General features: G+C 65.4%; 14 protein-coding genes. 11 read left to right on the top strand and 3 right to left on the bottom strand.

Going from position 1 to position 15,099, the window contains the following annotated elements; all coding sequences use genetic code 11:
• Positions 1-48 precede the first annotated feature (48 nt).
• On the bottom strand, positions 49-1,038 hold the full coding sequence (locus CHB96_RS25070; RefSeq protein WP_089251491.1) for an LLM class flavin-dependent oxidoreductase: 990 nt from the start codon (positions 1,036-1,038) through the stop codon (positions 49-51).
• A gap of 280 nt (positions 1,039-1,318) precedes the next feature.
• Between CHB96_RS25070 and eccCa the strand changes: the two genes are divergently transcribed.
• The 8 genes from eccCa (at position 1,319) to glmM (ending at position 10,673) form a co-directional block, all read left to right on the top strand.
• Positions 1,319-5,305 (top strand): type VII secretion protein EccCa, encoded by a 3,987-nt coding sequence (gene eccCa, locus CHB96_RS25065; protein ID WP_176444497.1) that lies wholly within the window; start codon positions 1,319-1,321, stop codon positions 5,303-5,305.
• Positions 5,302-6,813: a type VII secretion-associated protein gene (locus CHB96_RS25060; RefSeq protein ID WP_141136554.1), complete on the top strand. Its 1,512-nt coding sequence runs from the start codon at positions 5,302-5,304 to the stop codon at positions 6,811-6,813. Before eccCa ends, CHB96_RS25060 begins: the two co-directional genes overlap by 4 nt.
• A gap of 163 nt (positions 6,814-6,976) precedes the next feature.
• Complete coding sequence (locus CHB96_RS25055; protein WP_089251430.1) at positions 6,977-7,285, top strand: WXG100 family type VII secretion target; 309 nt, start codon at positions 6,977-6,979, stop codon at positions 7,283-7,285.
• Between the two features lie 48 nt (positions 7,286-7,333).
• Entirely contained in the window at positions 7,334-7,624 is a 291-nt protein-coding gene (locus tag CHB96_RS25050) for a WXG100 family type VII secretion target (protein ID WP_089251429.1), read from the top strand.
• Positions 7,625-7,698: 74 nt separating this feature from the next.
• The gene (locus CHB96_RS25045; RefSeq protein WP_089251487.1) at positions 7,699-8,046 is read left to right on the top strand and encodes a TraR/DksA family transcriptional regulator; all 348 of its coding nucleotides are present in this window, start codon (positions 7,699-7,701) and stop codon (positions 8,044-8,046) included.
• A gap of 187 nt (positions 8,047-8,233) precedes the next feature.
• Complete coding sequence (rplM, locus tag CHB96_RS25040; protein WP_089251427.1) at positions 8,234-8,677, top strand: 50S ribosomal protein L13; 444 nt, start codon at positions 8,234-8,236, stop codon at positions 8,675-8,677.
• Positions 8,678-8,751: 74 nt separating this feature from the next.
• The gene (gene rpsI / locus CHB96_RS25035; RefSeq protein ID WP_371829051.1) at positions 8,752-9,225 is read left to right on the top strand and encodes a 30S ribosomal protein S9; all 474 of its coding nucleotides are present in this window, start codon (positions 8,752-8,754) and stop codon (positions 9,223-9,225) included.
• Positions 9,226-9,338: 113 nt separating this feature from the next.
• Entirely contained in the window at positions 9,339-10,673 is a 1,335-nt protein-coding gene (gene glmM, locus CHB96_RS25030; RefSeq protein ID WP_089251423.1) for a phosphoglucosamine mutase, read from the top strand.
• Positions 10,674-10,682: 9 nt separating this feature from the next.
• On the opposite strand, the gene CHB96_RS25025 is transcribed toward glmM, so the two are convergent.
• The gene (locus tag CHB96_RS25025; RefSeq protein ID WP_089251421.1) at positions 10,683-11,723 is read right to left on the bottom strand and encodes an LLM class F420-dependent oxidoreductase; all 1,041 of its coding nucleotides are present in this window, start codon (positions 11,721-11,723) and stop codon (positions 10,683-10,685) included.
• A 144-nt stretch (positions 11,724-11,867) separates the two neighbouring features.
• Between CHB96_RS25025 and CHB96_RS25020 the strand changes: the two genes are divergently transcribed.
• From CHB96_RS25020 to CHB96_RS25010, 3 genes are read left to right on the top strand one after another with little or no spacing between them, the layout of a single operon-like run.
• On the top strand, positions 11,868-12,161 hold the full coding sequence (locus tag CHB96_RS25020) for a hypothetical protein (protein WP_141136553.1): 294 nt from the start codon (positions 11,868-11,870) through the stop codon (positions 12,159-12,161).
• The gene (locus tag CHB96_RS25015; protein ID WP_089251417.1) at positions 12,158-13,957 is read left to right on the top strand and encodes a hypothetical protein; all 1,800 of its coding nucleotides are present in this window, start codon (positions 12,158-12,160) and stop codon (positions 13,955-13,957) included. Before CHB96_RS25020 ends, CHB96_RS25015 begins: the two co-directional genes overlap by 4 nt.
• Positions 13,954-14,199: a hypothetical protein gene (locus CHB96_RS25010; protein ID WP_089251415.1), complete on the top strand. Its 246-nt coding sequence runs from the start codon at positions 13,954-13,956 to the stop codon at positions 14,197-14,199. The genes CHB96_RS25015 and CHB96_RS25010 overlap by 4 nt, the downstream gene beginning before the upstream one ends.
• On the opposite strand, the gene CHB96_RS25005 is transcribed toward CHB96_RS25010, so the two are convergent.
• Positions 14,200-15,054 (bottom strand): dienelactone hydrolase family protein, encoded by an 855-nt coding sequence (locus tag CHB96_RS25005; RefSeq protein WP_089251413.1) that lies wholly within the window; start codon positions 15,052-15,054, stop codon positions 14,200-14,202. It abuts the gene before it with no gap.
• Positions 15,055-15,099: the final 45 nt, after the last annotated feature.

Here is a 15,099-nt window from a genome sequence, read left to right as displayed (position 1 = left end):
GCAGCGTCAGACTCTACGACATCACTCCGACACAGGGGGAGACACGAGTCAGACGGAGGCGAGATCGCTGACGTCGGCCAACAGTTCGTACGAACGGAGCCACGACGGACGATCGACGACGCCCGACGCGACGATCAGCTCGTCGGCGTCGGCGTGCTTGGCGAACTCGTCGAGATAGTCCTTGACGACGGTCGGTGTGCCGACTGCGGAGTACTTGGTCATCTGCAGAATCTGCCGGCCCTGAGGTGCGTCGAGAAGCATGTCGGCCTCGTCGTCGGTGAAAGTACGGCCGCGGCCGAGCAGGAGGCTCACACGACTGCGCTTGGTTGCGAGGAATTGTTGCTGCGCATCCGCGTCGGTGTCGGCCGCGATGACGTTCACCCCCGCGATGACATACGGAGAGTCCAGCTGCTCGGACGGGCGGAACTCACGTCGATAGATTTCGATGGCCTGCTCGAGTGCGTCCGGTGCGAAGTGCGACGCGAACGCGTACGGCAGACCCAGAAGTGCAGCGAGCTGCGCACCGAACAGAGACGATCCGAGGATGTACAGCGGCACGTTGGTGCCTGCTCCCGGCGTCGCACGAACGCCCGAGACACGCGAGTCGTCGGACAGGAAGGCCTGTAGCTCTTGGACGTCCTGTGGGAATCGCTCGGCCGACGACGGGTCACGCCTCATCGCACGCATCGTCTGCTGATCGCTGCCAGGAGCGCGGCCGAGTCCCAGGTCGATTCGCCCCGGATGCAGCGTCGCCAGCGTGCCGAACTGTTCGGCGATCGTCAACGGAGCGTGGTTGGGCAGCATCACTCCGCCCGAGCCGAGCCGGATCCGGCTGGTGTTGGCGGCGACGTGACCGATCAGCACACTCGTCGCCGACGATGCGATGGAACTCATGTTGTGGTGCTCCGCGTACCAGATTCGGCGATATCCCCAATCCTCGGCGCGCTGGGCGAGCGTCACGCTCGCGTCGAAGCTGTCCTTGACGCTTTCACCGTTGCCGATGTGGGCCAGGTCGAGAATGGAGAGGGGTACGGACATCGGATGACGCCAACCTTTCGTCGCTGCGGTACTCGTCGTCTCCACCGCACAACCAGTCCGCGCGTGCAACTATTCCGGTTCGATCGAGGGAGGGGTTCGCTCGCAGACGCGTCGAACATGGGCTAGTCTGTCGCGGAAACAGACCGCTCGCCTGGGAACGAGCGTCTGCGGTAACGGGGGATACCGACGGTGGGGGCATCGACAGCGTGACTTTCTGCAGCGTGATTCCGTGCGGCATCGCACCGAGTGCCATGACGTCCTGCGTCTCGGTCGGAGCGTCGTGAGCACGGTTCGTTTCGTGCGCGGGCAACGTCGTGCAGTGCCTCGCACGCCCGGCGGCGAGGTGACTCTGCAGACTCCGCCCGAGATTCCGCGGGTCGTTCCGGGCAACCTGATGACCAAGATGATGCCCGTCGTCATGGTGGCCGCGATGGTCGGCATGGTCGCGCTGATGTTCACCTCGGGCATGGCGGCGAACCCGATGATGCTGATGTTCCCCGCGATGATGCTGGTGTCGATGCTCGGCATGGTTGCAGGCGGGGGCCGTGGGAACGGAGCCCGGACCGCGGAAGCGAACGAGGACCGCAAGGACTATCTGCGGTACCTCGACGGTCTCCGCCGTGACGTGAAGTCGACGGCGGAAAGCCAACGCACAGCACTGGAATGGGCACACCCCGCTCCGTCCGTCCTGTGGACGTATCCCGGTACGGCGCGAATGTGGGAACGACGTAGTTCCGATCCGGACTTCTGCCACGTGCGCCTCGGCCGGGGCGACCAACGCCTCGCGACACGTCTCGTGCCTCCCGAGACCGGTCCGGTGGAAGAATTGGAGCCCGTGTCGGCGGTGTCGCTGCGCAGGTTCGTGCGCGCGCACTCGGTGGTGTCGGAACTCCCCACGGCGGTGTCCATGCGGGGATTCGCAGCCCTGTCGATCGCCGGGGACCGGGATGCCGGGCGAGCGATGGTGCGGGCGATGATCGCATCGCTGTGTACCTTCCACGACCCCGACCAGGTCCGCGTCGCCGTCGTATGTGGTCCGGACACGGTGGCGTACTGGGATTGGACCAAGTGGCTACCGCACACTCAGCACGACACCGCCCGTGACGGTGCAGGATCCGCCCGGATGATCTACGAGTCGTTTCTCGATCTCGAAACTGCTCTCTCGGAGTATCTTTCGCTGCGAAATCGGTTCGCCCGTGGAACTGCGCCGACACAGGGTGTGCCGCAACTCGTCATCGTCGTCGACGGTGGGCTTCTGGACAACTCGAGTACCGACGTCGCGCGCACCGGTCTCGATGCCGTCACCGTCGTCGACCTTTCCGACTTCGCGGCCGGTCTGGCCGCCAGTCGTGGGCTCCGGCTGGTAATCGAGAACGGATCCGTCGGGGCGGTCACAGCCAATCGCGTGGAGGTCTTCGGCTCGGTGGACGAGCTGAGTGTCGCGCAGGCCGAGACCGTCGCTCGGCGTCTGTCGCCTTATCGAACGACGACGCACGCGGCACACGATTCCGCAGCGGACGATGCGGGATCCTCGTCCGAGTGGAACCGGCTCCTGGGTGTCGCTGACGTCGGGGCGCTCGACACCGACCAGGTCTGGACGCCGCGCCGAGGACGAGACCGATTGCGTGTACCCATCGGCATCGCCCCCGACGGTAGCGCAGTCGAGATCGATCTCAAGGAGTCGGCCGAGAACGGGATGGGTCCGCACGGATTGTGCATCGGGGCAACGGGATCGGGAAAGTCGGAGTTCTTGCGAACATTGGTGCTGGGTATGGTGACTCGGCACGATCCCGATCAGCTGAATCTGGTCCTCGTCGATTTCAAGGGCGGTGCCACGTTCGCCGGACTCGAGGATGCACCTCACGTGGCGGCGGTCATCACCAATCTGTCCGACGACCTCGCGCTGGTCGATCGAATGAAGGATGCGATCGCGGGTGAGATGAACCGCCGTCAGGAGTTGTTGCGCGACGCAGGCAATTTCGCGAACGTGACGGACTACGAGAAGGCGCGTACCGCGGGCGCAGCCCTGGCACCGTTGCCTGCGCTGTTCATCGTCGTAGACGAGTTCTCCGAATTGATCGGTCAGCAACCCGAATTCGCAGAGTTGTTCGTCGCCGTCGGACGCCTCGGGCGGTCGCTGCACATGCACCTGCTCTTGGCGAGCCAACGACTGGAGGAGGGAAAGTTACGTGGACTCGACAGCCACCTGTCCTACAGGATCGGTCTGAAGACCTTCTCTGCGAACGAGTCCCGTTCCGTCCTCGGAGTTCCCGACGCCTATCACTTGCCTGCCCAGCCCGGCGTCGGCTATCTCAAGTGCGATTCGGCGGAGATCGTGCGATTCGCCGCGTCGTACGTGTCGGGTCCGTACGTGCCTCCGCGAGGCTACGAACGCGCATCCGGGCGGGCGGCAGTCGATATTCGGCCGACGGTGTTCGGCGCGTTTCCCGTGCAGGTCCGACACGAGGAGGCTGCTCCCGCGCTCGTCACGTCTGCCGACAGGCAGCCTCCGCCGGAGCCGCGTTCCGACGGCAGGACGGTGCTCGACGTCGTGGTCGATCGCATTCGCGGTCGGGGTTCGTCCGCGCACGAGGTGTGGTTGCCGCCGCTCGACCTTCCGCCGACACTCGATCGCCTGATTCCGAATTCGAGCGGATCGCGTCCGACGCCTACCTCGCTGCGTGTGCCGATCGGTGTCGTCGACCGGCCCTACGACCAACGGCGTGATCTGTTGTGGGTCGATCTGTCCTCCGCGCACGGCCATGTCGCCATCGTCGGCGGGCCGCAGTCGGGCAAATCGACGGTGCTGCGCACTCTGATCATGTCGCTTTCTCTGACACACACCGCCGAACAGGTGCAGTTCTACTGTCTGGACTTCGGCGGCGGAACGCTGGGTGGACTGTCGGGGTTGCCGCACGTCGGGTCAGTGGCGGGCAGGTCGGATGTGGACCGCGTCCGTCGGACGGTGGCGGAAGTGGCCGCGGTGATCGCGCGACGCGAAAGCCTGTTCCGCAGTAGAGGTATCGATTCGATGGTCGACTATCGGCGTCGGCGGTCGGAGAACCCGGCGGACGCCGTCGACGGGTTCGGTGACGTCTTCCTGGTCGTCGATGGTTGGGCGAGTATCAGGTCCGATTTCGAATCCCTCGAACCGGCGCTGGCTGCCATCACTGCCCAAGGTCTGTCCTACGGTGTGCATCTGGTGCTCAGCGCATCCCGATGGGCCGAGGTCAGGCCTGCCACCAAGGATCTGGTCGGTACGCGCATCGAATTGAAGCTCGGGGACGCGTCGGATTCGGAGTTCGGCCGCGCGAAAGCTGCTCGGGTCCCGGAGAATCGTCCCGGTCGGGGTATCACCAAGGAGGGACTGCATCTCCTCGTCGGGTTGCCGCGCGTGGACGATACGCCGTCGACCGACGATCTCGGTATCGCTGTCCAAGCAGCGGTCACGGCGATCTCACGGTCGTCCACCGGGCGTCCGGCCCCCGAGGTTCGTATGCTCCCCGAGAACCTCGGTCGCGCAGAACTTCTCGGAATGGTCGCCGGGTTGTGGCCCCGCGCGGGTACGGACCGGCCCGAATTGTCGGTGCCCATCGGAGTCGACGAAGCCGAATTGATGCCTGTGTACATCGATTTCGCCGAACAATCCCACTTCCTGATGTTCGGTGACACCGAATGCGGCAAGACTTCACTCCTTCGCTCGATGTGTGCATCGCTCGTCGAAGCCAATACGCCCAGCCGGGTCAGGGTTCTCCTCGTCGACTATCGACGGACGATGCTCGGTACCGTCACGGGGGATCATCTCGCGGGCTATGCTGCGTCGCAGTCGGTTCTGACGACCCTGATGGGTGAACTGGCCACCAAGCTCGCTGCCCGAATGCCAGGACCGGACGTGACGCAACGCGAGTTGCGCGAGCGGTCGTGGTGGAGCGGGCCGGAGATCTTCGTGATGGTGGACGACTACGATCTCGTTTCGACTCCGTCGGGAAATCCGTTGTCCGTCATCGTGGAGTACCTACCGCATGCGCGCGACATCGGACTGCATCTCGTCGTCGCCAGGCGGTCCGGGGGAGCGTCGCGTGCGCTGTACGATCCCGTGGTGTCGCGTATGCGCGATCTGGTGTCGACCGGCCTCGTCATGAGCGGAAGCAGAGACGAGGGCAACCTGATCGGATCGGTCAAACCCAGCACTCTGCCTGTGGGTCGAGGCACACTCGTGGACCGACGCGGTCAGTCGCTGGTCCAGTTGGCGTGGATCCCCGAGTGAGGCGCGATCGAACCTACGCCGCAGTGCATCTCGGCGACGGGGTCATGTCCGTGCTGTCCGCTCGCGGTGAGGACGTGGTCGAGATTCGCCACTCCACAGCCGCAGTGATGCGGGACGGCACGTTGTCGTTCCCGAGTGGGTCCGATGTCGGCGAGGCACACGTCGTGCACCTCTCCCGAACGATCGACGACGTCGACACGATCATCGGATCGACCGTCGTGTCCACCATCGACGTCCTGGCCGGAACGTTGGCTGCGGCGCTGGCAGCAGCAGGGGCTGCCGGCGACCTCGAGGTGTTGGAACTCGCCTGTCCGGCGTCGTGGGGACGGCATCGGCGACGGGTCCTCCGGACGGCCGCACAGCCTCACGCCAGGGAAGTGCTGATGGTCGACACTGCAGTCGCGGCCGTGCACAGCGTCGGCGAGCGTGCACCCGAATTCGGTGTCGTCGTGGAGATGTCGCGCCTCGAGTCGGTGGTGTCCACGGTGAGGATCGACCGCGACGGGCGAGCGACGACAGCCGGGGCTTGGGCCGCGGTGGGCACTGCGGACGGCACGGCATCGACGTCGATCGAGGACCGCGTCACCGCAGCGACAGCGACGCGTCCCGGCCGCGATGCCGTTCGAGTGTTCGTCGTCGACGCAGGAGAGGCCGACCTACTCGTCGGATCATCGCACGTGATCCACCGGCTCGACGGGGTGGACATCGTGCGGGCGATGGCGGGTAGGGCTGGCATCGCCCATGGGGGTGTTGTGCTCGACGAGGTTGTGGCAGAACATGTCTCGGATCCACCACTGCCCGTTCGATCTGCGGCGTGGTTGGCCGAGGCGACCACGGAGAACGACGACACGGCTCGACGGTCGGGTGCGGTTCCAGCGGCGTTGGGTGGCGTCGCCGTCGTGGCTCTTGTCGGTCTCGTCGTGTTCTTCATGCGCGACGCACCAGCATTCACGTCGTCGGTCGCATCGGTGACTTCGGTTGCGGCGAAGCCGGTTACGACCGTGGGACGCGCGCCACCGACTGCCGTGCCCTCGACAGTCTCGACCACGGAGGTCTCCGCATCGCCCAGTGCTCCGGTGGTCGAGACGAACAGTGTCGCCCAGGGGCGTGCACGAGTCGAGGTGCTGTCGACGTGGACGGCGCGTGAGGAACCGGACCGGCTCGTGCTGGTCCCGCCCGATCTACCGGACCGGCGAATCGTGGTCACGACGATCGAATTGACGCCAGGCGCGACGTTCGACGACGTCGCCGACGACTTGTTCGCCGAGGCGGCCTCGCGCGGGGACGCTTCGTCCATCGAGGATCTCACGCGGGCAACGGATGTCGGCGGACGTGTGGCGTTGTCGTACGTCGAATCACCGGACGAGGAGTCCGTCGTGGTGTGGCGCATCTTCGTGGAAGACGACCTGCAGATCGCTGTCGGATGTCAGTCGAAAAAGGGCGAGGAAGAACTGCTCGTGGCCCACTGTGAGCGTGTAGCCGCGACGCTGACTGTCGAACCGACGTGACGACTCGAGAAAGTTCGGAATCGACGGAACCGAAAGCTGCAGCAGGTGCGTCCAAGGAGGTGTAGGGAAAGCCTGAATTCGTCCATTGCGGCGAGTGCCGCGCAGCCAGGGGGCACCGCGAACACGGGCGCCACGATCGTTCATTCGAAAGCTAGGAGCTGACATGGCAGATGCAAATATCGACACCATGCTCGCCGTCGCCGCAAAGGTCGACGGGTTGCGAGATCAGATCGCCGGCCAGTTGAGGGCGCTCAGGGGTGATGTGGATTTGGCTGCATCCGGAATCTGGAAGGGCGCGGCTTCGACCACCTTCGCGCAGGTGATGGTCAATTGGGATTCCAGTGCCTTCAAGCTCGAGAACGCGCTGGCCGGTATCAGCCAGGCCATCAAGACCTCCGGTGTGGAATACGACCAGTCCGAGCAGGACAACGTCTCGTCCATCAACTCCGTCGCGGGCACGCTCAATCTCTGACCGGACCGACAACCGAACCGAACACAGACGACAGCAGGGGGAGAGACCATGGACGGCGAAATCAGATACAACTTCGGCTCGATTGCCGATCTGACGAGCGGCATGACGGTCAAGTGGCAGTCGCTCAACGAGAAGCTCGACGAGATCAAGTCCTCGATCCAGCCGCTCGTCGCGACGTGGCAGGGCGCCGACGCGGATGCGTATCAAGTCCGGCAGGGTGAATGGAATGCCGCTCAGGCGGAGCTGAACACGGTGTTGCAGAGCCTCATCGGTGCTGTCAGCGCCGGCAACCAGAAGATGATCGAGCAGGAGGCGTTGAACCGGTCGCGTTTCGCCTGACCGACGGCCTTCGATTCTCGTGCCCGGTCCCGACGTCATCGATGGGGCCGGGCACAGTGGTGTTCACTGGTCCGATGGACCCTGCTACAGCGCGAGATCTCATCGAGGAGGTTCGTGCCGCCACCGTCGCGCGTCTTGCCTCTCTTCGGGAGCAGTTCGCCGCGATCGTCGCGGGTTCCGAATGGACCACGGACGACGACGAGCACGACCCCGAAGGTTCCACCATCGCGTTCGAGCGCGCGAAGATCGTCGGTCTTGCGCGGGACGCCGAGGACGAGCTCCGAGAACTCGACGCAGCTGAGACGCGACTCGCCGAAGGAGAGTACGGCCTGTGCGAACGCTGCGGAGACGCGATCTCGGACGCGCGGCTGGAGGCGTTGGTGACGGCTCGTCGATGCATCCGGTGCACAGGCCGCCGTTGAACAACGGTGACCGCGTCCGAGGCGTTTTGACCTGGGCGGGTGACAGCCGGTATCGTCCTTCGTTGGCGTGTATGGGCTCGCCGCGTGCTGTCGTGCGCAACGAGTTCCTGATCTCGGGTCTCAACTGGCCGCCGAGATCATTCACACGCCTTGGCCAGCAGCGACATCATGAAGACAGGACCTTTACGTGTCTACATACAGCCCGAAGGCCGGGGACACCACCCGGACGTGGCATGTGATCGACGCGACGGACGTCGTGCTCGGACGGCTTGCCGTCCAGGCCGCGACTCTGCTTCGCGGCAAGCACAAGCCCACGTACGCACCCAACGTCGACGGTGGCGACTTCGTCGTCATCATCAATGCCGAGAAGGTTGCCATCAGTGGCAACAAGCTCGACGGCAAGTTCCACCACCACCACTCCGGCCACCCGGGCGGTCTGAAGTCGCGCTCGACGCGTCAGGTGTTGGAGAACAACCCCGATCGTCTCGTGGAGAAGGCCGTCAAGGGCATGATCCCGAAGAACAAGCTCGGTAATGCCATTGCGAGCAAGCTGAAGGTCTACGCGGGACCGAACCACCCGCACGCAGCACAGCAGCCCGTTCCGTTCGAGATCAAGCAGGTGTCCCAGTGACGGCGCCGGAGGGAAATGACGTGACGTCGCAGGAAAACCCAGCAGAGGTCGACGCTGCTGCTACCGAGGTCGAGATCGCTGCGGACGAGTTCGTGTCCGTGGAAGAGCCCGAGGTCGTCGACGAGATCGAGGCGGCTGCAGCGCCTGCACCGATCCTGTTCGACCGCCCGGTCCAGACCGTCGGTCGTCGTAAGGAAGCTGTTGCTCGCGTCCGGTTCGCACCGGGCACCGGCGGCTTCACGCTCAACGGCCGCAGCCTCGAGGACTACTTCCCGAACAAGGTTCACCAGCAGCTCATCAAGGCTCCCCTGGTGCTCGTCGATCGCGCGGAGTCCTTCGACATCATCGCGCTGCTGCACGGTGGCGGCCCGTCCGGCCAGGCAGGCGCCTTGCGTCTCGCCATCTCGCGTGCACTCATCGAGGTCACTCCCGAGGATCGCCCGCCGCTCAAGGCTGCCGGCTTCCTCACGCGTGACGCGCGTGCCGTCGAGCGTAAGAAGTACGGCCTGAAGAAGGCCCGTAAGGCGTCGCAGTACTCCAAGCGCTGACGCGTCTCACTGTTTCACCTGCGAGGGCAGGCGCCCGGGAACGACCGGATGCCTGCCCTCGTGGCTTTTCATCGAAAGATCATGTTCGTTTGCGGCAAGGGGGACGGGTTCGTATGGCTCGACTGTTCGGTACCGATGGCGTGCGGGGGTTGGCCAACGACCTGCTGACGCCGGAGTTGACTGTGAAGGTCGCCAGGGCCGCAGCAGCTGTTCTTGCACCGGTCGACGGATCTCGTCCTGTCGCCGTGGTCGGCCGCGATCCGCGAGCCAGTGGCGAGATGCTGTCGGCAGCGGTGATCGCAGGACTCGCAGCATCGGGTGTCGACGTCATCGATGTCGGCGTACTCCCGACGCCTGCAGTGGCATACCTGACGGCGAAGTACGACGCGGCTCTCGGCGTGATGATCTCCGCCTCGCACAATCCGATGCCCGACAACGGAATCAAGATCTTCGCAGCCGGCGGTCACAAGCTGGACGACGACGTCGAGGATCGCATCGAGTCGCTGATCAGCGGTGACGGTGAACTGCCCGCGCCGACGGGTGCCTCGATCGGCCGTGTCCGTCTGGACGTCGATGCTGCGGATGGATACATCGCTCATCTTCGCGATGCTGTCGACGTCAGTCTCGCAGGCCTGACCGTCGTCGTCGATTGTGCGAACGGGGCCGCTTCGAAGGTGGCACCAGCGGTCTATGCGGCAGCAGGCGCGTCCGTGATTGCCATTCATGCCGAGCCCAACGGGCTCGACATCAACGACAACTGCGGGTCCACGCACATGGAGGATGTGCAGAGGGCCGTCGTGAAGCACGGCGCCGATCTCGGAATCGCACACGATGGAGACGCCGACCGCTGCCTCGCCGTCGATGCCTCCGGTGCCATCGTGGACGGCGACGCGATCATGGCCGTGCTGGCGATCGCGATGAAGGAGGCCGGCGAGCTTGCCGAGAACACACTCGTCGCGACGGTCATGAGCAACCTCGGGCTGCACATCGGTATGCGCGAGGCCGGAATCGACGTTCGGACCACTGCCGTCGGTGATCGGTACGTTCTCGAAGAGCTGCGAGCCGGACACTACTCACTCGGTGGCGAGCAGAGCGGGCACGTCGTTCTGCCCGGCTTCGGAACGACCGGCGACGGAATTCTCACGGCGTTGCGTGTCATGGCGCGAATGGCGCAGACCGACCGTCCTCTCGCGGATCTCGCGGCGGTGATGCAGACACTCCCTCAGGTACTGATCAACGTGAAGGTGTCCGACAAGGCTGCGGTCGCTTCGTCCAAGATCGTCGTCGAGGGTGTTGCCGAGGTGGAGCGCGCGTTGGGTGACAGTGGTCGAGTGTTGTTGCGTCCCAGTGGTACCGAGCAGTTGGTGCGAGTCATGGTCGAGGCCGCCGAGCCCGACCTGGCCCGCCGGCTCGCGCAGGATCTCGCGGACCGGGTCGGGCAGGTCTGAGCCGCGGCGTCAGTCGATCAGGCCGCGTAGCGCAGTCAGCTGTGCAACGCGGCCTGCGGTGTTCTCGGCGAGAGGTGCGACGTTGAGAGTCGTCACGCCCGCCTCGGCGAAGGCCGCGACCCGCTCTTTGACGAAGCTCTCGGGCCCGATCAGGTTGACTGCGCGTGCCAGTTCGTCGGGCACTGCTGCGGCAGCCTCTTCCTTCTTTCCTGCCAGGTAGAGGTCCTGGATCGCTTCGGCCTCGGCTTCGTATCCGTAGCGTTGAGCGAGGTCGTTGTAGAAGTTCTTGCCCTTGGCGCCCATGCCGCCGATGTACAGCGCGAGGTGCGGTTTGACCCACGGCAGGTATTTGTCGGCGTCCTCGCCGATGGCGAGCGTCGGGCTCGCGAAGATCTGCAGATCACCGAGTGACTCGTCGCGCTTGGCGCGGCCGGCGGCGAGTGCGTCGCCCCATACCGACTGGGCTTTCTCCGGGTAGTAGAAGATCGGCTGCCAGCCTTCCGCGATCTCGGCGGTGAGTTCGACGTTCTTCGGGCCGAGCGCGGCGATGACCACCGGAATGCGCTCGCGCACTGGGTGATTGATCAGCTTCAGCGGCTTGCCGAGGCCCGTGCCCTTCTCTGCGGGCAGCGGGATCTGATAGTGCTTACCCTGGTGTTCGACCTTCTCGCGACGCCATACCTGGCGGCAGATCTCGACGACCTCGCGCGTGCGGGCGATGGGAGCGTCGTATTTGACGCCGTGGAAGCCTTCGACGACCTGAGGTCCGGACGCGCCGAGGCCGAGCACGAACCGGCCGTCGGAGACGTAATCCAAGCCTGCAGCGGTCATGGCCGTCAGAGATGGGGTGCGTGTGTAGATCTGGAAGATGCCCGACGCGATCTTGATGGTCGACGTCTTGGCCGCCAGGAAGCCCAGCTGACTGACGGCGTCGAACGAATACGCCTCGGGGACGAAGATGATGTCCAGCCCGGCCTTCTCGAGCTCTGCCACCTCGGCGACGGTTTCGTTGAATCCGCCCGAGTAATTGAGCATCGTTCCTATGTGCATGAGACTCCTCGCAGGTGTGAGCGTGTATCTGTAACCCGAGTTTCTTCTCTCGGACGTTAGCCGACCCGAGGGAACCGATGTCACCTGGGATGCGTCCAACATCACAGAGGAAACGCGGGGGAGGGTTGGCACATGGGGGACGGCATGAACATCGACGTCGACGCGGTGATCGGCGTCGTGAACTCGTTCGATGAAACAAGGGAAATCGTCGAGAGGCTTGCCGGCGTCCCGGGACAGTTCGCGTTCTCGTCGTCGACTGCGGGACGCAACTACGACGAGGCCGCGGATCGCATCGTCGCCGGGTACAGCCGGGTCGGGGCATCCCTGCGTGGATGGAGTGAGGCCATCGGTGACGACGTCGGTCGGATTCGAGCCAGCATCGACGGCTACCGGTCGGTCGATTCTGGTGCAGCCGGCACGATCGGGGCGCCGCGGTGAGTGCACCGGTCGTCGACGCAGCAGTGTCGGTCGATCGAGTCCTCGACGCCGGTGCATGTGGGCTCCTGTACTTCGAGCGGCATTTGCCGCTGCTGGCAGCTGTCGGTCGACCCGCCCAGTGGAGCTATTCGGAACTGTGCGCGCGCTACGACGAGCAGCGTGGCCTCGATCTGTCGACGCTGAGGTCCGACGCGGAGGCGCTCGGCTCGGTAGTGCTCGACGCCGAGCAGCAGATCGCCGAGTGCGAGGAGCTCGTGTCGATGCTCGAACGGTCGTGGACCGGCATCGGTGGTCGTGCAGCCGCCGCTGATGTACGTGAGGACACGAGCCGAGGCGCCGACAGGCTCGTCGCGATGAACACGCTGGCTCTGGCGATGCACGAGAGCGTCGACGTGATCGCGGACTGCGTGGCCGACAAGGCCGATACGGTGGGGCGAATCGATCTGACGCAGATCGGCGGAGTCCCAGCAGTCGCCCTGCCCACCATCGTGAAGTTCTCGCTGGCGACCATCGGCAGCGGCGCGACGATCGGAACTGTCGCGAATCTGGACGTCCCACTCTTGGCACAGTCTCTTCCTGCGGTGGCGGAGTACGTCGCGGGCCGGGGCCAACTCGACGACGAGGCATTGCGGCGCGTGCAGCGACTGTGCACCGAATGGGTGGAATCGGTGTTCGTGGACGCAGTGACCGAAACGTGCAGCGCTTTCGTGGACCTGTGCGCGGCCACGGATACCGCTGTGCGTGACGCGTTGACCGTCGTTGCGAGTGCTGCGGAGGACGTCGACGCATCTCCGTTCCCGAACGCGGCCCGCGTGGACCAGGATGCGCCCCACACAGAGGTGCGACCCGCAGCGTCCGGTCGAGAGCAACCGTGCGACCCGAATCCACCGAACCGTCCGCCGTCCTCGGCGCAGGCGGGACCCGAGAAGCAGATGCACTCCGGACCGTCGGAATCCGAACTGACGTCATCGGGCCGCGCGCCCTCGCCGCCGAACGCTACCGAATCGAGTGTGCCCGAACGTATCCCGAGCGTCGCCGAATTCGCCGCGCTGGTCGAGGCGGCGATGGAAGGCGTCGCCGACGACATCGCCGAGCAGGTGCGCGTCGCTATGGATGACTTCCGCGCGCAGCTCGAGAGCCAGGCTCCGGTCGACACTCCTCCTCGTGAGAGCGTTACTCCGCGAGAGGATTCGGAGCAACCCACCCCGCCAGCTAGCGGGCCGCACTCTTCCGGGCCAGCGCGAGAGACGCCGGAAACGTCTGCGGCCGAGCCCGATTCGGGCCGAGAAGGTGCGCACCCGCCACCGCTTGCTCCAGGACCGGCCACGGGCTCGGCCGAACGTGGGCATCTCGAAGCAGAGCTCGACGGATATCACGCACGTATCGCGCTGGCGCACGACGGGACGGTGTCGATGAACGTCGGTACTCCCGACGGCGGCAGCAGGCGGTTCGAGCTCCGTGTCGGCCCGTTCGGGCTGCCCGTCGTCGTCGAGACCTTCGACGACGACGTCGCCCCATCCGCAGCAGAAACGCCGACGCTCGAATCTCAGCAGCCCGAACAGTCTTCACCGTCCGCGGAGCCGCAAGCGCCGCACACGCCACAAGTCGAGCAGGCGCCCTCGCCGATTGCCCTGGAACCGGATGACGCTGGGGCGGAGCAGTGCCCGCCCGCACCTCCGTCCGCCCCTCCCGCGGCACCGACGCCTACTGACGAACCGACGAACGTGGAAGCACCCGCGACCGCTGATGACCCAGGCGCGTCGGGTGCACGCCTCGTCGAGGCGGGTCCGCTGTGAACGAGTGGCAAGCCCGACTGAACTCGATACGAGCAACACATCGGGTCGCGGTGGACCGGGCGTCGAACCGACTGGAGAGCGCATCGAGGCCCATGACGGTGCCCGAAGAATTACCGTTGGACGCGCGTCGAACGGATTCGGTGGACGCGACGGCGTCGTTTCTTGTCCCGGCCAATCTCGACAGACGGGAGACAGTGACGCGGCCCGCTATCGACGAACCGCGTTCCAGCTGGCTGGTCTGACTAGCGACCGATCAGTGCGCGTGCAGCCGACAGTGGGCTCGGCTTGGGGTGATCCTCGATAGGCGCATGCGGGTCGACGACGCGGCTGCCCTTCAACTCCACCGACCCGGCCAGCTCCTCGTATCTCTTGTCGCCCGCGACGTGGAAGAGAAGGAAAGCGGTGAGCAGTGACCGCACCGCGCGCACCGTCGACTTCTCGGTACCGCCGACTCCGATGGGGGCGAGGAGTCGTCTGCCCTCGACCATGCCGTCGGACGACGCCTTGTCTATGCGTCGCAGCACCGACGGTCCGCCCCACGCACCTGCGAGCGCGAGGGTGTTGTCGTCGAGCGAGTCGGTGAGCGCGGCATCGCCGAGAACGAGACTCGGGATGGTCAGCCCCGACGCCGCGTCCTCCGCGCTCGGGGCGCTGGGTGCGGGGAACAGTGAGGCGACGGCGAGTACGTCGGATCGTGCGGCTGCAGCCAGAACCGCGACGCTGGCACCCATGCCGTGACCGGCGAGGGCCAGCTTCTGTGGGTGCACGCTGATGTCGCCGGTACCCAGGCGTACCCCGGTCATGATGTCGAGGACCGTGCCGAGGTCGGTGGCGAGACCTCGATGGGAGGGAACGGGACCGCGTTCGGTGTCGGGCGCTGCTGCGACGATGCCCCAGGACGCGAGATGGCTCAGTGTGTTCGAGTAGCGGGAGGCGCCGAGCATCCAGCCGTGTCCGAATGCCACCCCGGGCAGGTTGTACCCCTCCGCAGGGGTGTAGACGACACCGGGCTGCCCGGCCAGAGCCAGGTCACCGCGGAGCACCTTGTACGGGCCACGCTTGGTCAACTGTGCTGCGAGTTTCGATGATGCCGCCACGGATGTAGACGCTATCGGATCGGGCCGCAGCCGGGGGTGAGCGGA

Origin of the sequence: Rhodococcoides kyotonense (assembly GCF_900188125.1) — a bacterium.
In the GTDB taxonomy this organism is placed as follows: Bacteria; Actinomycetota; Actinomycetes; order Mycobacteriales; family Mycobacteriaceae; genus Rhodococcoides; species Rhodococcoides kyotonense.
Note: the sequence above shows the minus strand (reverse complement) of the source record. Positions and strands in the feature narration are given on the sequence as shown.